This is a genomic window from Ruminococcus flavefaciens (genome assembly GCF_900108555.1).
GTDB classification, from domain to species: domain Bacteria; phylum Bacillota; class Clostridia; order Oscillospirales; family Ruminococcaceae; genus Ruminococcus; species Ruminococcus flavefaciens_P.
The window spans coordinates 172880-195722 of record NZ_FNWV01000006.1 but is presented as its reverse complement, the minus strand read 5'-3'; the positions used below and the strand labels follow the sequence as shown (position 1 = coordinate 195722).

Genomic DNA, 22843 nt, shown 5'->3' with positions numbered 1-22843 from the left:
GGTCTGAGCGAATAATATCTGCAAAAACAAAGAGGACTGCTCCTTGCGGATCAGCCCTCTAAGATTTAAGAAAGAAAAATGTGATAACTTGAAGAATACATCATCCCTTAACGCCGCCAAGTGCAACACCTGCGATGATGTGTTTTGAAAGCAGGAAGTATACAACAAGGAGCGGAATGACTGTAAGAAGAAGTCCAAGATATACAGCACCCATTTCGGTCTTGTATGAGTCACCGTTAAGGAGACTTACCATCATAGGCATTGTATACTTATCCTTATCTGATGAAAGAAGTACCTGTGGCAGGAACAGCTGGTTCCATGAGGCAACGAATGCGAATATTGCCTGTGTAGCCATAGCAGGCTTCATCATCGGGAGAACTATCTGGTTAAAGATCCTGAACTCACCTGCGCCGTCAATTCTTGCTGACTGAAGAATTTCCATAGGAAGTGAAGGGATCATATACTGCCTCATAAAGAACACAACTGTAGGTGCTGCGATAGAAGGAAGTATAAGTGGGAGAAAGCTGTTGAGCCAGCCAATGTTATGCATGAACTGATAGAAACCGATAGATGTTACCTGTGCAGGTATCATAAGTACAGCCATAATAACTGTAAAGAATGGTTTCCTGAGTTTCCAGTCATATGCAACAAGTGCAAAGGCTGTCATAGTTGAGAAATAGATAGTACATAATGTGGAACCGCATGAGATTATAAGAGAGTTTTTAAAACCAAGAAATGGTCTAAAGTCTCTTCCTGCAAAGCAAGCATAGTTTTTAAAGAGGAACTTTGAAGGTATCAGCGACAGAGCGTGGCTCTGGATCTGAGGAGTACTTCTTGTTGCATTTACTATCATGATTATGAAAGGCAGAAGGCTCATTATAGTAAGGAGACCACAGAAAATGTAAGCACAAGTCTTAAATGTAACGTTTTTTGCGTTAACACCTGTTACAGACGCCATTCGTTTACTCCTCCCTTCGCAGCCATTCTGGCCTCTTTCTTTGCTTTTTTGATCTGCTTATTCAGCTTTATCTCTTCCTTATCGCGCATTACGTAGAACAATAGTGCCGAGCAGATAACAATTACAAGCCACATGAGCATACTTGCAGCCGCTGCTCTGTTATAGATATAGCTTCCTGCAAATGCCTGTTTATAAATGAATACACTGGTCGTAAGTGTTGCACTGTCAGGACCACCGTCAAGGAATACCTTAGGTATGTCGTACATATTCAAACCACCTACAAGGCTTGTTACAAGTGTATACAATAAAACTGTCTTTAAGTTAGGTATCGTAATACGGAAGAAGGTCTGAACACCGTTCGCTCCGTCGATCTCTGCTGCTTCGTAAATGTCAGGGCTGATACCAAGTACGCCCGAAACAAGTACGATCATAGTATTTCCGTACCATGTCCAGAACTGGATGAAGGCAACAATAAGTCTTGCCGCTGTACGGCTGTTAGTAAAGAAAAATTCTTTATCCAGAAGGCCTGATGTTACGAGAAGATCGTTCATAGGTCCCTTTGGATAGCTGAAAATTGCTTTAAACAGAATCGCAACTGTTGCAGCTGTAATGATGTTCGGCATATAGAAAACTACTTTAAAGAAACCTTTACCTTTGATCTCATTACTGTGCGAGGTAAACCAGGCAGTCAGCAGAAGTGCAATGGTTATCTGGGGAATAAAGTTCATTACCCAGATAAGGATCGTATTCTTCAGAGATTGTTTAAAGGATTCATTTTCTAATACGTCCTTAAAGTTACGGAAAATATCAGTTGTCAAGAAATGATAACTTTCCTGTATAAGTCCTTTACGATCAGTAAAACCGAGAGTCGCTGTAAATATAGTAGGATACAGCGTAAAAATCAAAAATGCAACAACAAAAGGAATACTAAAGAGATATCCGTATTTTGAATAACTAATACCCTTGAGCTTCGTTTTCAAAGCCGCAAACCTCCTTTTTATTTATAAGCAGTACCGCAGAAGCGGTACTGCTTATAGGGGAAATATTAGTTTACTTTAATTTCAAATGTATCGCCTACAGCCTGCTTGAAGTCCTTGATAGCTGCATCTCTTGACTTAGCTCCGCCTGTGTACTGACGAACCTGATCACGCCAAGCACTGTTGATACCCTCATCGTACTGAGTGAGGTTATCGCCCTTAGCGAATGCGTTAGCCTTCTGATATACTTCAAACATATCCTGACCGCCAAGGATATCAACCTTACCGTCAGACTTAGCCATAACAACATTTGAAGCTACAACGTCCTTAGTTGGGTTAGAAGGATCAAATGTACCGTTAGCCCACTTGTACTGGAGACCGTCCTCAGATGTATCGAGAGTTACCCACTCAATGATCTTACCAACAGCATCCTTGTTCTTTGAATCCTTGTTAGCAATGAGCCATGTACCGCCCCAGAAGAAGCCTACAGGTGGCTGGCAAACTGCCCAGTCGCCGTATGTACCTTCGCCGACCTTTGTACCGCCGCAGTTATCCTTCAGTGAGTAGTTGATGAGCCATGCAGGACCGAAGAAGCCGAGAACAGGCTTTTCACCTTCGCCCTTCATATCTGCGAACCAGCCGTCCTGCCAGTCCTGAGTATCGTTGTGGTATCCGTTATCCTTGAGCTTCTTAGAAAGGTCAAGGAATGCTTCACGCTTAGGATCGATATTAAGAGCACCGTTAACAACCCAACCTGTATCTGAGCTGTTCTCAACTGCGTGCCAGAGGTCACCGTCACCGGAGATGATAGCGATATTCTTCTTCTTGAGGTCCTCAGCGCACTTGAAGAACTGATCCCAGTCGCCTGAACCTGCACCGATCTGCTTCTCTACTTCTGCAACATCGTCTGTACCGAATGCATCCTTAGCTACTGAACGTCTGTAGATGAATGCACCACCTGTAGCCTGGTAACCAAGACCAACTACCTTACCCTCAGGGTTTCTGCCGATCTCTACTGAGTAAGGAGCGATATCAGCTTCCTTGATCTTGTTCTCAACGTCGATACCAAGATCCTCGTATGGGCAAGCAAATCCAGCAGCATCGCCCTTTGTATACTTCAGAACGAAAGCAGCCTCTGCACAGTAGAAGTCAGGAGCGTCATCACCGCCGCCGCTGAGAGCCTGGTCGAGAGATGGCTGATACTGTCCTTCAGTTGTCGGGATCTCTGTAACCTTTAACTCATACTTTTCAGCGAATTCAGGGTGTGTATCGAAGTACATCTTTGTCATGTTGATAACTTCCTTAGTAAAGGACATGAGCTTGATGACTGTCTTACCCTCCTTGGTTGTTGTGCCGCCGCTTGAGCTTTCTTTCTCCTTACCACAGCTTACCATAGCTGAAGAAGCGAGAAGAGCGAGTGCTGAAATGACCGATAATACTCTTGCTTTTTTCATTTTTCTTGACCTCCAAATAAAAAAATGTTTTTTAATATTGTTCAGTCTTACAGACTGAAAAGAACATTATTAACGATAGACTCAAGCATTTCCTGTCTGCCGCTTGAGAGTGAAGCTGTAACCTCTCCCTTTTCGAGAGCATACTTTTCAAGTGATGCGAAATCAGCCTTGCCTGCAATGATGTCTGCACCGATACCTGACTTCCATGAAGAATATCTGTCCTCAACAAACTTGTCGATACGTCCGTCCTCGATGAGCTTGAGAGCTGCTCTGAAGCCGAGTGCGAATGCGTCCATACCAGCGATATAGCTGTAGAAGATATCCTCAGGTGTGAAGCTGCCTCTGCGAGCCTTAGCGTCAAAGTTGAGACCGCCGTTTGTGAAGCCGCCAGCCTTGATAACTTCGTACATACACATTGTTGTGTCGTAGATGTTTGTCGGGAACTGGTCTGTATCCCAGCCGAGGAGCGGATCGCCCTGGTTAGCGTCGATAGAACCGAATACTCCGTTGTCTCTTGATACACGGAGCTCATGCTGGAATGTGTGCTGAGCAAGTGTAGCGTGGTTAGCTTCGATGTTCATCTTGAAATCCTTATCAAGACCGTACTTTCTGAGGAAGCCCAGAACAGTAGCTGTATCAAAGTCATACTGGTGCTTTGTAGGCTCCTTTGGCTTTGGCTCGATGTAGAAATCCCCATTGAAACCGATCGAACGTCCGTACTCAACTGCCATCTTCATAAGACGAGCCATATTGTCGAGTTCAAGACCCATATCAGTGTTGAGAAGTGTTTCATAACCTTCACGGCCGCCCCAGAATACATATCCGTTACCGCCGAGCTTTACTGTAGACTCAAGAGCCTTCTTTATCTGTGCTGCTGAGAATGCGAATACGTCAGCTGATGGTGAAGTACCTGCACCGTGCATAAATCTTGGGTGATCGAAGCACTTAGCTGTACCCCAGAGGCACTTCTTGTCGCCCATTACAGACTTCATATAATCTGTAACGATATCGAGCTGTGCATTTGTTTCCTTTAAGCTGCCGTACTCAGGAGAAAGGTCACGATCGTGGAAGCAGTAGTAATCAATTGAAAGCTTATCCATGATCTCCTTAGCTGCATCTACCTTAGCCTTAGCTCTTGCAGCAGGATCAGCCTGTCCCCATGACTTGTCTGTTGTGCCGCAGCCGAACATATCTGTTCCGTCGCCGCCCATTGTGTGCCACCATGAAAGAGCAAACTTGAGGTGGTCGCGCATCTTCTTGCCATTGATGATCTCATCGGGATTGTAGTACTTGAATGAGAGAGGGTCTGTACTGTCCTTGCCCTTATACTCGATCTTACCGATATTCTTGAAAAATTCCATTTTATCCTCCATTAGACATTTATTTTCAGAGTAGTGCATTTCTTTCCGTTAAGCTCTTCACTTAAACGGTCGGGCTGCGATGTTCCTGCGTAGAGGGTGAATTCGCTGCCTTCCTTTATCCATTCTCCATTGTCGTTTACAGCCATGAAGGCTCTTTCGGGGAGAGTGACCTGTACGGTCTTGCTCTCGCCAACTTCAAGAGCAACCCTCTTGAAACCGCAAAGACTATGGTTGGGAACTGCGTTCTCCGAATAACCTTTAATATAAAACTGGACAACGTCCTCTGTTGCACGGCTGCCTGTATTCGTGATCTTTACAGAAGCTACGCCGTCTTTAAAGGACAGCTCCGAACATTCTGTTTCGGAGTAAGTAAGTCCGAAGCCGAAAGGATAAAGTATATTATCCTTGGCATATCTGTAAGTACGGTCCTTCATGCTGTAATCCGAGAAATCGGGCAGCTTTGAAGCGTCCTCATAGAATGTAACGGGAAGTTTACCCGAAGGTGATACCTTGCCGAAAAGTATATTCGCAAGTGCTCTTCCTCCAAGCTGACCGGGATACCACGCATGAATGAGCGCGTCGCAGTCGGCTTCCACATTTATCGCACTGCCTGCGGCAGTTACTATGATGACGGGCTTTCCTACAGCCATTACCGTCTTAACAAGCTTTCTCTGTGACTCGGGAAGTCTGAGGTCGATCTTGTCGCCTGAGGAGAATTCGTTTCCTGTATCTCCCTCTTCACCTTCGATAGTTGCATCAAGACCTACGCAAAGAACGACTACATCTGAGTGTTCTGCGATTATCTCAGCCTCGGCGAGTCTGTCGTCGGGGAGAGCGAGAGCCATGCATCTGTCCTTGTAGAGGTGGCTTCCCTCGGAGAAAAGAACTCTGCCGTCGAATGCTTCACGGATTCCATCAAGGAATGTGATGTATTCATCAGCTCTGCCGTTGTAGTTGCCCTCAAGTGCGGGAACGCTGTCGGCATTAGGTCCGATAACTCCGATAGTCTTGTATTTGCTGCCGTCCAGCGGCAAAATACCATTGTTTTTCAGGAGCACCATTGAACGTTCCGAACATTTAAGCGAGAACGCCTTGTGCTCGTCACAGGATACGATATCGTAATCAAGATCATCGTATTCTGTAGACTTGTCAAACATACCAAGTCTTACTCTTGTTCTCATAAGCTTTACGCAGGACTCTCTGAGATCATTCTCATTTATAAGTCCTTCATTGAAAGCACTGAGAAGGTGGAGATATGTATTACCGCAGTTGAGATTACAGCCTGTCTTTAATGCCAGTGCAGCAGACTCGGGAGCGGTCTTTGTCACACCGTGATTTGTGTGGAAATCTCTTATTGCCCAGCAGTCTGATACGAAGTGTCCGTCAAAGCCCCATTCGTCAAGCTTGCCCATAAGGAACTTGCTTGCACAGGCAGGCTCACCGTTTACACGGTTGTAAGCGCCCATGACACTTTCTACCTTAGCCTCTTTTACGAGAGCTTCAAAAGCTGCTGTATAGGTTTCTGTCATATCCTTCATGTTCGACTTTGCGTCAAACTCATGTCTTGTAGCCTCAGGACCGCTGTGTACTGCAAAATGCTTTGCACAGGCAGCTACTCTGAGGACCTTTCCGTCGCCCTGAAGTCCCTTTGTATAAGCAACTCCCAGACGAGTTGTAAGGAACGGATCTTCTCCGTAGGTCTCCTGACCTCTTCCCCATCTCGGATCGCGGAATATATTGATATTCGGCGACCAGAGCGTGAGTCCTTTGTATATGTCACGATCTTCGTGAGCGGAATATTCATTATACTTTGCTCGTGCTTCAACAGAAGTTATTTCTCCGGCCTTCTGTACAGCTTCATCATCAAACATTGCCGCAAGACCTATAGTCTGTGGGAACATAGTAGCTGTTCCTGCTCTTGCTACACCGTGAAGTCCTTCGCTCCACCAGTTGTAAGCAGGTATCCCCAGTCTCTCCACGCTTGGAGCGTCATACTTGAGCTGCTCTGCCTGTTCCTCTACTGACAATCTGTCTGTAAGATCTTCGGCTCTCTCAAGTGCGGACAATGCTTCGTCCCTGTACTTTTCCATAAGCATTCCCCTTTCAATCAATCAAATTTTACTTACAAATTCCTCTATGACCTTTTCTGTTGCCCAGTCGGTCGTACTGAGCTCCCATTTTTCCGTTATTGATGCTGTCTCACCGGGCTGATAAGCTCTCAGCTCGCCGAGGAGCTCACATTCAAGGAAAATGGCGTTTGTGTAAGTTTCAAAGTTACAGCAAAAATCAGGATATTCTGTCTTAGTATACTCATCGAAGCACATTCTGAAAATGTTCTTTCCATTTATATACAATATCTGCTTTCCCGTAACATTAAAACCAGCCTTGAAAGGTTTCTTGATCTTGGGATCCTGTTTAAGCAGAACGTACTTATCGGTTAGTGTGAATCTTTCGTCTTTTACATCTGAATAGCTCCACAGCGACATAGTTCTGTTTGGCAGGAAACCTTTGTCATCTCTGCAAAGAGGAATGATCTCGGTTCCGCCCACCGCAAGTCCTGTTACGGACCAAGGCGCAAACTCCGCAGGCTTATCAGAGCAATTAGTGATCTTGTTTTCAATGGTTACCGAGTTGCTTTCGTCCATCTTAATGATCAATTGGAACTGCTTGCCAAATACAGTTTTCGGAGGCGTAAGAGTGAGTGTGCCATTATCAAAAATTGCTTCGACTTTTGAATTGTCAGGGAGATAAGTTTCAGGCATGACTTCCGGAGCACTCCATAATCTGTGTCCGCCGTATGCATACCATACGCCGTAGCCGTTGTTTATCTCATAGAAATTCCTGTCAACGTCCTCAAACAGAACGTTTTCCCCGTCGGTAAAACCGAAAAAAACTATTCTCGGACCTACTTCAATAGTAGCGATAAGCTTTATTTCGCCATTATCAAGGCACAGACACTTTCCATAGTTTTTATAATCAGTTTCGTAGCATTTTATTGACATTACACATCACCTTTCGTTTGCTCTATTGCTATTATATAACACTCCGTCAATTTATACTAATCAATTATTGCGGCTGTTTAATCAAGAATTGCTAAGATTGCACAAATTCTTTAAATCCCCTTTACAAATATTATCGTAATGGTGTATAATTGCTATAGAAACCACGGGAAATTATGAACATTGACATATAATTCACAACAATTTTTGGTCAAGGAGGCTAATCATGATTAAAAATCTATCGGGCGATTATGAGACTGTTGAGTACGAAAATCAGCGTTTCGTAATGCTTTATGACAATGATGAAATCGAGGAATATCCTACTCACTGGCATAACGCCGTAGAAATCATCATCCCCTTGCATAACGGGTTCACCGTAACATCAGGCGGCGTAGATTATCATTTAAATGAAAAGGAGATAATCATTATCCCCCCCGGCGAGCTCCATTCGATGCCCGCACAGGAAGGACGAAGGATAATATTCCAGTGCAATAACAGTATACTCAGCGATGTACCTGCTCTTGAAGCTATAGTACCTGTTTTTTCATCAGCTTTCCATATCACACCTGATGTCAGCAAGGAACTGTATATTCTTTCGCGCAAAAGTATACTCGATATTTACTCCGAATACTATTCAAAATCTTCACTTGCAGATGTCAAGATCTACATATACTTAATAAAAATGCTTACTGCTGTCAGAGAATATCAGCTCACACAGGCTGCCGATATATTCGCAAATGACGCTACAGGACGCGATGATACGAAAAAATTCGGTATGGTCATGAAGTACATAAATCAGAACTATATGTACGAGATACCTCTCGAAAAGATCGCTTCTATCGCAGGTTACAGCAAATATCATTTCTCCCGTATTTTCAAGAAATATAACCACGTTTCGTATATCCAGTATATCAACAGCAAGCGAATAAAAGCTGCCGAGCGTCTGCTCATTGATCCAAATCTTTCGGTAACAGAAGTTGCTATGAGAGCAGGATTTGCAAGCCTTACCACATTCAATCGTGCTTTCAAAAAGGCTAAGAACTGCACTCCTACTGAATTCAAGACGCTTTATAAGATATCTGACCATAATTAATGCAAAAGCTGCGGTTTATCCGCAGCTTTTTGTGCATACAAAGCCGAAGGGCGGTACTTTATGTACCGCCCTTGACTAATGTATAATGGAAAGAAATTTACAATTTCATTCACCAATTATTGCTTATTGTATGTTACCCACTGATAACGTGCAACAAGAGGTGTTCTGCCGTTGAACGGCTTGAGCCAGTCATCAACTGTAAGGCCCGGCCATGCATTCATCATGATCTTGCCTGCTGTACGAGGTATATTCTGTGTAGCTGTATGTACAGGCTTTCCGTCGATATACCATGTGATGTGGTCAGGCTGCCAGTCAAATCCATAGGTATGGAATTCCTGTGATGCATCAAATCCGAGGTCGATCATCTTTTCGTGGTTGCCCTGACCATTTGTGTAATAGTTGAGCTGAACCTTAGTTGTGTCCTTACCGAGGATCTCGATGTCTATCTCGTCCCAAGGATTCTTGTCAGACTCGCCTGTATAAGTGAAGAACGAAGATACAACACCATCATTCTTTATTGCCTGCATTGATGTCTCATAGTAGCCGTAGTGATAGAAGTTATTTGTACGGAACTCACCGCCCGAATAGCGTGGATTCCAGTTTGGATTTTTGTCATCTGTCCACTTCTGGTCTATGCTGAGCTCAAGGAGACCATTCTTAATAACTGCATTGCGCTCATACCACCAGCAATCAAAAGGCTTATCGTTTGTCCAGCCGTTAGATGCAAAGAAGTCGCCGCCCTTTCCTGTACGGAAATCAGATACCATTGTTGCGCGAGTGTTCATAGGTGTGCCCTTGTCAGGGAACGGGAGATTTACACTCGGAACAGTTGTTGTAGTGGTGGTAGTTGTTGTGCTTGTTGTAGTTGTAGTTGTGGTAGTTTTGCTTGTAGTAGTTGTTGTGGCAGTAGTCGTTGTTGTAGTTGTTGCAGGCTGAGTAGTAGTTGTAACTACAGGCTGAGCAGCATATGACTCAGGGAGATTTACCAGTCCGAGAAGGTACTTCTGGATAGAAACAGCATCATTTCCTGTAAGGTTTGTGCCGTTCTCGTAAACATCAGCATTCGCAACGCCCTGTGCTGTTATATGGTCTGTGCTTGAACCGTTAACACCGTACTTGTTCGGATTAGCAAGTGACTGCATTACAAGTACAACATCAGACATATCAACATCGCCATCGCAGTTAGCATCGCCCCACTTTGTTACGCCCGAAGGAGTCGGAGGTGTTACTACAGGCTGCTGTGAAGCTGCTGCACCGTCTGTAAGTGTGAGCAGATATGTAAGAGGAGAATTCCAGTAAATGGTTATCTCGTTTGTTGAATAGCTTTCGCTGTTGTCGATATAGCACTTATATGCAGGTGAATCTGCACAGTAAGCCTTTGCAGCACTGTCCTCAAGTGATGAGTTTACGCCGCCGACCAGCATACCCTTCATAGCCTCGCCTGCTGCAACAGAAGGTCTGTGGTGAGGATTCTGAGGTGATACTGTGCCGTAGCCTGTCATAAAGCTTGTTCCGAGCGGATTTGTTCCGAGGAGATAGTCGAGCTGTCCGTCAGCAGCATTGAGATATGCTGTATCGCCTGTGAGCTGATATGCAAGTCCGAGAATGATACCTGCATTTGCCACTGTCATATTGCTGCCCCAGTTGAACTTTGAAAGTGCTACGCCGTAGCCTGAATTCTTAGCGACCTTTACGAAGCTGTCAGCCTGAGAAAGTATCTCTTCCTTAGCGTTTCTGTATACAGCTGAATTAATGTCGGGATCCTTCATTGTAAGGATAGCGATATTACCATAGTCGCCTACTGTTGACCAGTCAAGTCCGCTGCGTGCACCGCTTATATCGCTGATGTACTTGCTGTCGCCTGTTGCGCGGTACATCTGGATAGCTGCCCAATAGCGCTCGTCCTTGTCGGTCAAGTCGCCGTAATCACCTGTAACTATATCAGCAGGATTCTTGAAATTGAAATTAGGATTCTGCTGGAGATAGTCCCAAGACTTCTTTGCACGATCGAGACAGTCAGCAGCAAATGTGCTGTCAACGTCCTTGTAGAACTCATATGCAAGTGCCATGGAAGCACAGAAATCAGCAGTTGCTGTTGAAGAAACAGGAGTTACTATAAGCTCGCCTGTTTCCTTTTCAGGCATTACAAATCCGGGGAAGTTAGCGCAGCTTACCTTGTGATAAACACCGCCGTCGCTTCTCTGCATCTTCTTCATCCATTCAAGCTCGAAACGTGCTTCATCAAGGATATCAGCAACACCGTTTCCGCTCTCGGGGATACCGATACTGTCGCTGTAAAGTGAAGGCGCAGCACCGTATGCGTAAAGGAGGTCAGCTACAGCCTTTGCAGCAGGAACTACATATCTGCCGTAGTCGCCAGCATCGTGCCAGCCGCCCGAAACGTCGATCTTGTCGCTTGTTCCGTAAACTGTTGCCAGAGATGTGTGACAAGCAGCATGGCTGAACTTGCCGCCCTCTACAGCAACGCCGCATCGCTGTAAATATAGCATCTTTACAGAATCATCAAGGAGATTTCTGTAAACATTGTCACCGATAGCGAAAGTATATGAATTGTCAAGGCCTGCGCACTTTATATAATAATTACCGGCAGCAGTTACCTTTGAGAAATCGCCCTTATAGTTTGTCTCATTTGCACCTGTATTGCTTACAGGCCCTTCAAGCTGTCCTGTGTAAACGCTTACATTCGTATCAGCATTTACGACCTCAAATGTACCTGCTGATGTAACGTTTCTGAATACAGCGATCTTAGGAGCATTTGTCCTGTAGCCAACCTGATTTATATTTATGTCAGGCTCGTAAGCCTTGTCAGCTGAATAGTCAACATTGCTGTCATCAACAAGTTCGAGTGAAACGTTGTCAAGATAGATAGTATGCTCGCCAAGCTCGGGATCCTTCTCCTGCAATCCGCAGTTGAAGCACATCTTCGCCATGATATCTGTATCTTCCTTCATGGTGAACTCATAATCTATTGTCTGCGGAGTAGATGTTACCTGGATACCCTTCCATGTATATGCCTGGTATTTGCCGCCGTTCTGCTGTATCATACCCTCTACGTAACGATCAACTGTACTTGATATATCGTACTTTAAACGATAAACACCATTCTTATAAAGCGGAATGATATCATAGTTGAGCTGAACAGCATAGTTGAGCTTGCCGACAGATGTTATCTTCAGTGCAAGCTGTCCGTCCTCGGTAGTAAGTGTACATTTGCCGCCGCTTTCTTTGTAAGTGCCCCAACCGGATGTACCTGTTTCAAATGTCGAGTTCTTGATGATGTTTCCTGCAGCTGAAGCCGGAGCCGAAACAACAGGAAGAGCTGATGCCATGATCGTGCAGGCAGCAAAAACCGCTGCACATCTTCTGAAATTGTGCTTTTTCATTACATTCCCTCTCATTCCGTGACATTAGTCACAATTTATACACTAATTGTAACAAAACGTGCAGGCAAATACAATAACAAATCGAGCACGTTATGTAACATTTTGTGCTTTTTTGCGGTATTCAGACGGAGTAAATCCTGTCTGCTCCTTGAACTGCCTTGCAAAGTGAACATAACTATGGTATCCGCTGCTTGTTGAAATGTCGGTTATGTTCATGTTGGTAGTCGAGAGAAGCATCTTCGCATAGCTGACTCTGCTCTTTACAAGGTCTTCGATAAAGGTCATGCCAAAGTGCTTTTTATAAGCGTGCTGAAAAGCCGAACGGCTCATGCGGACTTCGTGTGCTGTGCTGTCCACACTGCGCTGTTCATAAGGTCTGCTATATATCTTATTGCGCACAGTTGATATAAGTTCAAACTGTGAGCTTCTTCTGCCTGATGTACTGTTTAGTGTTTTTTCACGTATCTTAATAAACATCAGACGCATAAATAACTCTGCGGATTCTATTTTGCAGTAATTGTCGGAATACTTCTCATAAGCTATGGATTTTACGCAATAGCTGAGAAATTCCAGCGGCATTGTCACAGGTGTCTCAAGCGGTATGCCCATTTTAAGGAACTCTTCTTCCTCTCCTGCATCGTCGAAATCAAAATGTACCCAGTCATTCTCAAAAACGTTCAGCGGTACACAGCGGTAACGCTGAGGTCTGCCCTTTGGATAGATAAAGACCGAGCCCGCAGGTGTAGTTATCTCTTTGCCGTCGATCTCGAAAACAGCAGGGGTACGAACAAGAAGAAGCAGATAGTCACCGCTCCCGTCGGGTCTGTCAATAAAAAAGTCTGCGTCATGGCAGTGGTCGAAGCCAACATTGTTGATTATCATTCAGCATTCTCCATTCTTAAAAATAACGTTTTAATGACAAATCCACATTGAAAAAACAAGAAAAATCATATTCATTGTGGTGATTATAACATTTTCAAGCCTGGAATTATATTATTTTAGTGTCATATTTGGCAATTTTATGATATCTGCATAAAATGTTATCCCCCGCAAAATGCGAGGGATAAGCCATTTTAATGGTTTTCTTTTGTAAAATCCGGGAATTTATATCGCTTTTTGTACTCTTTCGGAGTAACTCCCAGATACTTCTTGAATATCTTGATAAAATAGCTCTGTGAGCTGAATCCAAGAAGATTGCTTATCTCAGAGTCGGTATACTCGGAGAATGTCAGCAGATTTGCTGCTTCCTCAGCCTTAGTCTTGCTTACATAATTGCTGAACGCGATACCCGTCTCTGCTTTGAACAGTCTCGAAAGATAAGCAGGACTGATCTTGAGATAATCCGCTGCATCTTCTATCATTATCTTACCATGCAGATGGTCGCTGATAAAATCCAGCGCACGTACTATCTGCTTTGAATAGATACCACTGTTGCGAACTCTTCTCATATGTCGGGTATAGCCTTCGATCATTTCCTGATGCACCTGATGAACCTCCGCCTCGGTACGGCATTCATCAGCCTTCATAATATAAATATCGCTGAGATTGTAAGCCTCTTCAAGCGTCATTCCGCTGTTGATACAGAAACGAGCTATAAGCGCAGCCGAAATGCTGAAATGATATTTCAGATTTCTGAGCGGATCTTTGCTGAGCACACCATAGCCTTCGCTGCAAAGCGGAGTTGCAAAAACTTTTACAAGCTCGATATTGCCTGAGCAGATGCTCTCATAGCAAGCTATCTCCCTGTCAAACGGGGCGTGCTCAAAGCCTTCTTCGCGCTTTAGGAAGAGATGTGAGGAAATGTACTTTTCGGTATAATCACTCATGTATTTCACCTCTCATATTAATTACTTTACCTTATTATACCATTTATTTATGAATTATTCAACATCTTTATATGTCTTAAATCAAGTCCGCCATACATTTTGTGCACAGCGGACTCGATCATGAAAAGAGGTCGATCATTCAACTGTTTTGCGGAAGAAATACGCAGACACATAACATAATGCATTACATATCTCTGCCAATGTGTTTGCCCTGAGGAACAAACCTGTAGGAGCTGCCCCTGTGAGAAATAAGATTAGTAAAGTAGTTAGAATGAGTCTTGAGATCCATCATCTCGGGCTTCATGTTACTGTATGCAATTTCATCAGGACCGTCAGCCGCAAAGACGCGTTCCTGGCGCTTTTTTAGTCCGAGGCTGTCAGTTTCCCCGGTAAGAGTTTTCATGCCTTTAAAGTTATCGCCTGAAAGCGGCATTATCGCCGCAGCAGGAATAAACGAAGCCGCAGATGTTATGAGCGAAAGAAATTCTTTTTTCATAAGTCTGCCCCCATTATTTAATTTTTATTCACCCTTCTTGTGTGCATTTTAGATAAAAACGATGTAAAATGCACGCCTCTTTTTTATATTACTTAAATTATAATGATACACCGCAATATCTTATACTAAAATTATGACAAAAATGGTAATATTTCTACTCAAAATATTAATTTTTTGTTAACAGTATTGACGTTTAGTCATTTAACTATTGATATTTAATAATTTCGTCATATTTTACACCTTATCTTTAAAATTTGAGTTGTTATATCCGATAAAATAATGTATTATAAAAATGTATATACATTTTTGCCTGCAATAAAATTTCGTGCACTTATCGAGCAATTTTTAGTGACTTTTAATAATCACAACAATAAACGACTTGCTTTTTTGTGATTTGGATTTTATAATCAACTCAGATATATATTGAGGTGACTTAGTTCCATATCAAAAATACTGAAATTATTATTTTTTAAGTGACATGAGGAGTGATTTAAGTGGATTTAAGAAAATTCAAAAGGATTTTAAGCACAGGTACAGCTCTTTTATTAACTGCCGCAGCTGTTCCCTTTTCAGCAAGTGCCGCTGATGATCAGATAAAGGGTACGATCAACGGGTACACATATGAAATGTGGAACGGTAATTTTTCGGGCGACATTTCGATGACACCTACCGAAGACGGTTTCGAGTGTTCATGGGACGGTATTCAGGACTGTCTTTTCAACAGAGGTTATGAATATAACAAAAACCCAAAGACTTATAAGCAGTTAAAATCTGATATCATAGTGGATTACGACTTTGAGTACTCGCCGAACGGCAATTCTTTCTTCGGAGTATACGGCTGGACACTTAATCCTATGGCTGAATTCTATATAGTCGAAGGCTGGACCAGCTGGAGACCGCCGGGAAGTGATCTGACGCCTTTAGGTACCGTTACTTCCGACGGAAACGTATACGATATCTATAAATATATGCGTTATAATCAGCCGTCGATCTGGGGTACGTCATCATTCCCGTCATATTATAATGTACGGAAGAAGAGTTCGAGCAAAGATGGCGTTACGCAGGATCTGCACGGCAGTGTAAACGTTACCAGACATTTTAATGCATGGTCAAATTTAGGATTTGATGTATCGGGAACTATTTACAATGTTACTTTCAACATTGATTGTTATAGCTCCAGCGGTTCGGCAAATGTAAGAAAAGTACAGATCACGCCAAAACCAACTATGCCTGCTCCTTTAAAGCCTGACTCGAACGGATATTACATAAAGTCCAAATTTGATAATGGTCAGCTTACTAAATGGAACAAAAAAGGTATTTCCTATTATCAGATATTAAATGATGTTATGTCAAGAGGAAGATCTTTATTTGTCAGTCATCGCAGCTGCTCGTCGGACGGTCTCGTTTATGACCTTGATCCTAATACTTTCAAGCCGAATACCAAATACAGTATCGGTGCTTCCATGATGCAGTCTTCCCTTGACAATTCCACTTTCCGTATCACACTGGAGTACACGGACAAGAACGGTATATTGCAGAATGACCTTATTACTGCTGTAAACGGAAAGCAGTTGGAATGGACAGATATTTCCAATCTCTCATATACGATACCTGACGGTGCAATTGATCTGAAGCTTGTTTTCACCACCGATGACAATGAGGAATTCTATTTAGATGATTTCTATGTAGGTGATGACGGTACAAAACCTTTAGCGGTCGACCTTGAAGGTACTAAGAATGAAGTTATCATTCAGGGCGATATCAACAATGACGGTGTTGTTGATATATATGATATGCCTGCAATGAGAAGAGTCCTTATCAGTATTTTATCATACGGAGTCAAGCCGACTATAAATGCTGACCTTAACGGCGACGGTGATGTAAATATCGCTGATCTGGTAATGCTCCATAAGTACCTGCGCGGAGTTGTAAAGGAATTCAAACAGCCCGTGACAACAACAACAACAACAACAACTACTACTACTACTACTACTACTGCTGCTACAGAAACAACAGTCATATCTGAAGCTACTACAGTGGATACTACTTCTGCTGCCGCGGCTTCGGAGGCAACTACAGAAACTACAGCAACAATAAATACCACAGAAGTAACTACAGAAGAAACAAGCAAGACTACAACCATAGTAACTACAACAGCAGAAACGGAGACAACTGCTTCTGAACCTACTACTGTGGGAACTACTACAGAAAAGCCTTCGACCACAACAAAGGTCTATGTGAAATACAACGCACAGATAAGACAGGATATGCCAACTAATGTTCCGAGCAATGCTCAGAAGTCAAGCAAATGCAAGGTCGAGAAAAAGACCTATACCTGCAAATTCACAGGCGGAACAAAGTCCTGCAATGTTATCCTGCCACCTGACTATGACTCAAATAAAGAATACCCTGTAATGTACGTTCTTCACGGCATAGGCGGTGATGAAAACAGTATGCTGAATGGTATGGGAGTTCAGGAGCTTCTCACAGGTCTTACTGCAAACGGTGAGGCTGAGGATATGATAATCGTTCTGCCAAGCCAGTATACAAGCAAGGACGGTAACGGCAGCTTCGGTATCAATCAGGAGACCTGCGCAGCTTATGATAATTTCCTCTATGATATCTCCGACAGCCTTATACCTTTTATCGAAGAAAACTATCCCGTAAAAACAGGCAGAGAGAACCGTGCTATCACAGGTTTCTCAATGGGCGGTCGTGAAGCTATCTACATAGGTCTTATGCGTCCCGATCTTTTCGGATATGTTGGCGGTGCTTGTCCTGCACCGGGCATAACTCCCGGTAAGGATATGTTCATGGAGCACCCCGGCTGTATGACAGAAAGTGAGATGAAGTTCAGCGATGTCGGTCCTGAGCCTGCTGTATTCATGATAACAGGCGGCACAAACGACTCGGTTGTCGGTACATTCCCACAGGAGTACAGCGACATTCTCACAAAGAACGGTGTCGACCACGTTTACCAGTCTATCCCGGGCGGCGGACACGACGGCGGTTCAGTAAAGCCCCACCTCTATACCTTTATGAGATACGCTTTCAAATAACATAAAAACAATACTCATACATATATTTTGCCCCTAAGTGATATGCTGTCACTTAGGGGCATTGTTTTATCATATTGATTTGAGCCGTTAGCTATTAGCAGTTAGCCCATTGTAGGTGCGGCGAAGCCGCTTCCTAATGGCTAAAGGCTAAATGCTTCATAATTTAACGGAAAACCCGTTAAATTCCGATCAACATTAATAATTATTGTATCACAGTACCAAAGCTATAAGTTCTGTTTTGTTATATTACGAGGTCTGCATTTTCAGTTGGGCGGTACTTTTCCGCGTAGAAACGCTCCGCAGGGAAATAACGCTCCTCATACTTTCTGCGGATATCCGTTTCATCTCCGATATATCCGTCTCTGAGAAGCACTCTGCTGAGCCTTTCTTTTTCGGGTACATCAACATATATCACATAGTCGAATGCACCTTTAAGCTCTTCACGCTGCAAGAATATCCCCTCAGTAATGACGATGCTGCCATTTGTTATGCTCCTCATATCCGTGATGTAGCTGTCATTATCCTTGTCGTAAAGCTCCACAGGAGGCACTTCCATGCTTTCACGCAAAGGCTTAACGACTGCACTGAGGAAATAATCATACCGCCACTGCAAATAGTAATACTGCTCCCACTGAGGATAGTCATCATTATATCTGACAGACTTCGTGTGGATAAAATCATCAACATGAAAGGCCTCGGTATTTATGCCCTCGGCTTCAAGAAGTCTGCTCACTTCATCTGCAACTGTGCTCTTGCCTGCTCCGCCAAGACCGTCTATGCCGACTAACAGTGTTTTTCCTTTTGTATAGTGCTTCTTCAAATCTTTTACGATCATTTCCGCGCTCATAAATTTCTCCTTTAACAAAAACGGAAGTACCACCGAAATGATACTTCCATATTAATTATTCACTTACTGCAATTACTGCTTTTTTAAGTTCAACAAGATCAAATACATCAACTGTTCCGTCCTTGTTCATATCAGAAGCAAGATACTGCCTCTTGGTGAACTTCTCGGACTTATTGAGGATATAATCCTGAAGTAAAACGATATCCGAAACACTCAGCTTTCCGTCATCGCTGAGGTCTCCCATAACACCGCTGTATATGTCGCTGCTTATTACAAAATCACTTGATACCAGCGTATATGCCTGTCCGCTCGTATCCTCAGCAACTATCTTGTAGGTATACTCACCTTCATAAAGCGCATTGAATACGATATTCTTATCAAAGTAAGATGAAAGATCGTATTTTACATCATTCGGAGCAGCTTCCGCACACTGGCTTGTTGCTTCACCGTTTCGGAAATAAACACCACCGCTTACTTTGGTTATTTTAAGGTTAGAAGTTATAACGCCTTTTATTGAGAATGGCTTGCCGATCTCAACAGTTCCCTCGGGAGCTGTCTGATTCTCGATCTTCATGCCTGACTTTATCTCTTCCTTGCGCTGCATATAGTCCATTGAGGCATAACCCTTGACTCCGTTATACTCAACGTGTGCCCACTGTCCGTCGCCCTTAGTTACTGTAAACTCAGCATTTGCAGGTATCTGACCGATAACAGATGTATTAGTACCGTGTCCAGAACGGATATTGAGATATGTAACTACATTTTTTGTGGTATAAAGTCCTGCATGATCATCAGAGCAGCCACATTCAGCAGCAGGAGTATTGCTTGGCTGCGAGCTGCTTCCGCCTGTATTATCAGAAAATACAAAGTAGCTCAGCGGATCATAGTATGTACGTGTAGGGAAAGCTCCGAGAAGCTTGTCACAGACTCCGAAATGGAGATGATTTCCCGAGGACTGTCCTGTGCTTCCTACTTTAGCAATAACATCGCCCTGTTTTACCTTAGCTCCTGCGGAAACATTCATCTGTGAAGCATGAGCGTAGAAGGTATATACTCCCAGATCGGAATGATAAAGTATTACCATATATCCGTAAGCGTCCTTCCAGTCAGCCGAAATGACCTCACCGCCGTAAGCTGCATAGATATTGCTGCCGCCTGCCGCTTCGATATCGATCGCGTTATGATGATCCGAAGTATCATAGGTGTTTCGTGCAGGGTCAAAATAAGTGGTTATATTCTTATACTTTGCTTCTGTCGGCCATACAGCATATACCGCAGCCTTTGCGTTCAGTGTGGGAACGCATATGGAAACAGTAAAAATTACAGCTATAGATAAGAGGAAAGCAGCTGCTCTCCTTATTAAACTCTTCATGATATTTTCTCCTTTTGCAGTAAAAAAATAATATGACAATACATATATTACCATATTTTCAATAAAAAGTCAATCCAAATCCGTAACTTTCACCAAAGGAGACCTGAAAAAGCCTTTCATACGGTGCATAATGAACGAAAGAAATTTTTTCGTCTTTTTTGTTTTTAATACTTTCAAGTACATAAAACACTTCCTGAACGGGAAATATAACAATAATATTCAGCACTACTTGACAGCTTCAATAAAAAAGAGTACAATAAAGTTGTCAGTACAAACTAACTAAAGGAGCTGAATTACATGGTAAAGACAATAATCAAAGTTGAAGGCATGATGTGCGGAATGTGCGAAGCTCACGTAAATGATGCTGTCCGCGCCGCAGTTAACGCCAAAAAGGTCAATTCCTCTCACAGCAAGGGCGAAACAGAAATAATCTCTGAGGAAGAGCTCGATAAAGCATTGCTGAAAGAAACCGTTGAAAAATCAGGCTATAAGGTGCTCGGCATAACCTCAGAGCCATACGAGAAAAAAGGATTATTCCGCAGATGAGTTAAAAGCGAGCTGCCTTTAATCGTGGTACTCATATAGAAGTTTATATTAATTTATCGGGGGAACCCTTTCTGAGGAAAGGTTCCTCTGACGGAGGCGCGCCCCTCTGTCACTGCGTGACATCTCCCCGCACTGCGGGGAGTCACCCCCGAACCCCTTTCCAAAGACTTTTATCTGATTTTTTTCCAGATAGGGCGCGTACAAGTAATAAGAAAGACCTGTAATGTACAGGTCGCGCTCTATCTGGAAAAAAATAAAAACAGAAGTTTTCGGGAGAGAGTTTGAGAGAAGCCCCTTTTTCAAAAGGGGCTTCTCTCAATAATCAGTATAAAAGTTTCTGTATATGTATCACGGTTAAAGGCAGCTCTCTTTTCAGCTATCTCATACCGGCAGGGAGACATAGAATGTATTATAGCAGTTCTCGCTTTCTGCCCATATTTTTCCATTATGCTCGCTTACTATGCTTTCAGCGATAGACAGTCCCAGACCATAGCTCTGACCGTCGTTTCTTGACTGATCCACACGGTAAAAACGCTTGAAAATATTCTCACAGTCCTCCTTTGTAAGCGAAGTTCCCAGACCTGTCACCGACAATAAACAATTTGCCGACTGACGTTTCAGCTTTACTGTGACCTTATCAGCAGGATCAGAATATTTAAGCGCATTGTCAAGAAGTATATTTATGACCTGTCTGAGCTTTTCCTTGTCGCCTTCCACTTTGATATTCTCATCAATATCCGTTGAAAGCTCCATTTCATTCTCATAAAACAGCGGTTCAAATGGCAGTATACTGTCATTTATGAGCTTACTGCAATCAACTGTGGTGAATTTCTGCGGTGCTCTGTTACTGTTATTATCCAGCCTTGCAAGTTCAAGCAGGCTTTCTATCAATCCTCTCATGCGCTTTGACGTTGAGAGGATATTTTTTGTAAAGTTGTCCATGTCGCTTTCTGCGTAGGTCTTATCGGTCATCATCTCAGCATTCGTCATAATTACTGTAAGTGGAGTTTTCAGCTCGTGGGAAGCATCTGCTATGAACTGCTTCTGCTCATTCCACGTCTTTTCAACAGGCTTTGTTACCCATTTTGCCAGCAGCAGACTTATGATAAAAAATACTACATAGCCTATCAGACCTATTATGACCGAGTTCCTGATAAGTCCCCTTATCATGGCTTTTTCACTTGATATATCAGCAAATACTATGGCTTTCATAGGACCGTTTTCATTCTTAATATATCTCAGGTCATAGTCGGGAAGTATGCCCGTATTCTTTGAACTTTCTTCCGCAGCGTCAACAAGTTTCTGAAGCAGCTCTTTATCCGTAAGATCGTAATAGCCGCCGCCAAAAGCTGTCAGCTCACCGTCCTTGGCTATATGTACCGTAAAAAACGGCAGACGTATATTGTCGGGCATATTGTCAGGCTTGTGCATAGGTTCTGTAGCAGGCGGACGAAATGCCTGAGTGCGCATCATCTGTATGCTTTCACGCGCGATATTCTGCTTTGTGAAGTGCAGCACAAGTCCGAATATAACAATAAAAAGCACAGTAACGATGCTCATTATTACCGCTATGAACTTTATCCTCAGTCGTTTCAGCATTTCGTGTCACACTCCAGATGATATCCTAATCGCCTCATTGCCTCTATACGCACATCTGAACCGATACTAAGCAGCTTTTTACGCAGAAAGCTCACATATGCTTCCACATGGTTCTCAACTGCATTTGAGTCATATCCCCATACTTTTGTAAGAAGTGCTTCCTTTGATATATGATTAGTTCCCGAAGTCATAAGAATACGCATAACCTCAAACTCTCTCGCGGATAATCTGATGCTGTTCTCTCCGCACACAAGGGAAGCCGACTCAAGATCAAGTCTCGTGTTCCCGAATACGAGTTCATTTAACTGTGTTCCCTGTCGGCGAAGAAGCGCGTTCACGCAGGCAATAAGCTCCCTTGCGTCAAATGGCTTGGTAAGATAGTAGTCAGCTCCCGCATTGAGTCCCTGCACCTTATCATCTATATCTGATTTTGCTGTCAGCATAAGAATAGGTGTAGTATTGCGCTTTTCACGTACAGCTTTTGCCACCTGATAGCCATTCTTCTTGGGCAGCATTATATCAAGTATTATGAGGTCATAAATATCCAGCATGGCATACTGCTCGCCGCTTTCACCGTCATAAACTGCCTCCGCCTCAAAGCCCTTTGATTCCAGCATCAGCTTCAGCGAATCCGCTAACACCTTTTCATCTTCTATAATAAGTATTTTCATGTGTGTTCCCCCTTTTTTTAACATTGTTTACGACATTCTGTATCTTTCTTTTAATAATATTATAATACATTATACAGCTGAATTCAAGCTGAAAAAACACATCTGTGTATAATATTTCACTTAACTTTCACTTTTGTTTTACTTTATCTTCACCCGCTTTCAGCGTCAATTCAGCAATGAT

Annotated in this window: 17 protein-coding genes; 3 read left to right on the top strand and 14 right to left on the bottom strand. The window is 43.1% G+C overall.

Annotated elements, in window-relative coordinates; all coding sequences use genetic code 11:
- Positions 1-100: 100 nt before the first annotated feature.
- From BLW60_RS10030 to BLW60_RS10005, 6 genes are all read right to left on the bottom strand, one after another.
- A complete protein-coding gene (locus tag BLW60_RS10030) occupies positions 101-958 on the bottom strand; it encodes a carbohydrate ABC transporter permease (RefSeq protein WP_074716948.1) in 858 nt (285 codons plus the stop codon).
- A complete protein-coding gene (locus BLW60_RS10025) occupies positions 946-1938 on the bottom strand; it encodes a carbohydrate ABC transporter permease (protein WP_074716946.1) in 993 nt (330 codons plus the stop codon). Before BLW60_RS10025 ends, BLW60_RS10030 begins: the two co-directional genes overlap by 13 nt.
- Before the next feature lie 65 nt (positions 1939-2003).
- Positions 2004-3389, bottom strand: a complete 1386-nt coding sequence (locus BLW60_RS10020) for a type 2 periplasmic-binding domain-containing protein (protein WP_074716944.1) — start codon at positions 3387-3389, stop codon at positions 2004-2006.
- A 47-nt stretch (positions 3390-3436) separates the two neighbouring features.
- Positions 3437-4750, bottom strand: coding sequence for a xylose isomerase (gene xylA / locus BLW60_RS10015; protein ID WP_074716942.1), 1314 nt, complete (start codon positions 4748-4750; stop codon positions 3437-3439).
- 11 nt (positions 4751-4761) lie between these two features.
- On the bottom strand, positions 4762-6840 hold the full coding sequence (locus BLW60_RS10010) for a glycoside hydrolase family 3 C-terminal domain-containing protein (RefSeq protein ID WP_074716940.1): 2079 nt from the start codon (positions 6838-6840) through the stop codon (positions 4762-4764).
- Positions 6841-6861: 21 nt separating this feature from the next.
- The gene (locus BLW60_RS10005; protein ID WP_074716938.1) at positions 6862-7752 is read right to left on the bottom strand and encodes a hypothetical protein; all 891 of its coding nucleotides are present in this window, start codon (positions 7750-7752) and stop codon (positions 6862-6864) included.
- Between the two features lie 223 nt (positions 7753-7975).
- Between BLW60_RS10005 and BLW60_RS10000 the strand changes: the two genes are divergently transcribed.
- Positions 7976-8842 carry an AraC family transcriptional regulator gene (locus BLW60_RS10000; protein ID WP_074716936.1) on the top strand — a complete coding sequence of 289 codons (867 nt, stop codon included), beginning with the start codon at positions 7976-7978 and terminating at the stop codon, positions 8840-8842.
- A 116-nt stretch (positions 8843-8958) separates the two neighbouring features.
- Here the strand turns inward: BLW60_RS10000 and bglS are convergent, their stop codons facing one another.
- From bglS to BLW60_RS09980, 4 genes are all read right to left on the bottom strand, one after another.
- Entirely contained in the window at positions 8959-12246 is a 3288-nt protein-coding gene (gene bglS, locus BLW60_RS17405) for a beta-glucanase (RefSeq protein ID WP_074716934.1), read from the bottom strand.
- Positions 12247-12336: 90 nt separating this feature from the next.
- Positions 12337-13128 (bottom strand): AraC family transcriptional regulator, encoded by a 792-nt coding sequence (locus BLW60_RS09990; protein ID WP_074716932.1) that lies wholly within the window; start codon positions 13126-13128, stop codon positions 12337-12339.
- A 191-nt stretch (positions 13129-13319) separates the two neighbouring features.
- Positions 13320-14072, bottom strand: a complete 753-nt coding sequence (locus BLW60_RS09985; RefSeq protein WP_074716930.1) for an AraC family transcriptional regulator — start codon at positions 14070-14072, stop codon at positions 13320-13322.
- Between the two features lie 184 nt (positions 14073-14256).
- The gene (locus tag BLW60_RS09980) at positions 14257-14568 is read right to left on the bottom strand and encodes a hypothetical protein (protein WP_074716928.1); all 312 of its coding nucleotides are present in this window, start codon (positions 14566-14568) and stop codon (positions 14257-14259) included.
- 494 nt (positions 14569-15062) lie between these two features.
- Between BLW60_RS09980 and BLW60_RS09975 the strand changes: the two genes are divergently transcribed.
- Entirely contained in the window at positions 15063-17627 is a 2565-nt protein-coding gene (locus tag BLW60_RS09975) for a glycoside hydrolase family 11 protein (RefSeq protein WP_074716926.1), read from the top strand.
- A 241-nt stretch (positions 17628-17868) separates the two neighbouring features.
- Here BLW60_RS09975 and BLW60_RS09970 read toward each other — a convergent pair whose 3' ends face one another.
- Together BLW60_RS09970 and BLW60_RS16825 are read right to left on the bottom strand one after the other, a co-directional pair.
- Positions 17869-18474, bottom strand: a complete 606-nt coding sequence (locus BLW60_RS09970; RefSeq protein WP_074716924.1) for an AAA family ATPase — start codon at positions 18472-18474, stop codon at positions 17869-17871.
- Between the two features lie 55 nt (positions 18475-18529).
- A complete protein-coding gene (locus tag BLW60_RS16825; RefSeq protein ID WP_074716922.1) occupies positions 18530-19846 on the bottom strand; it encodes a peptidoglycan DD-metalloendopeptidase family protein in 1317 nt (438 codons plus the stop codon).
- Positions 19847-20143: 297 nt separating this feature from the next.
- Between BLW60_RS16825 and BLW60_RS09960 the strand changes: the two genes are divergently transcribed.
- Entirely contained in the window at positions 20144-20392 is a 249-nt protein-coding gene (locus tag BLW60_RS09960; RefSeq protein ID WP_074716920.1) for a heavy-metal-associated domain-containing protein, read from the top strand.
- Between the two features lie 381 nt (positions 20393-20773).
- On the opposite strand, the gene BLW60_RS09955 is transcribed toward BLW60_RS09960, so the two are convergent.
- Together BLW60_RS09955 and BLW60_RS09950 are read right to left on the bottom strand one after the other, a co-directional pair.
- Complete coding sequence (locus BLW60_RS09955; protein WP_074716918.1) at positions 20774-21991, bottom strand: sensor histidine kinase; 1218 nt, start codon at positions 21989-21991, stop codon at positions 20774-20776.
- A complete protein-coding gene (locus BLW60_RS09950; RefSeq protein WP_074716916.1) occupies positions 21985-22662 on the bottom strand; it encodes a response regulator transcription factor in 678 nt (225 codons plus the stop codon). The genes BLW60_RS09955 and BLW60_RS09950 overlap by 7 nt, the downstream gene beginning before the upstream one ends.
- Positions 22663-22843 lie beyond the last annotated feature (181 nt).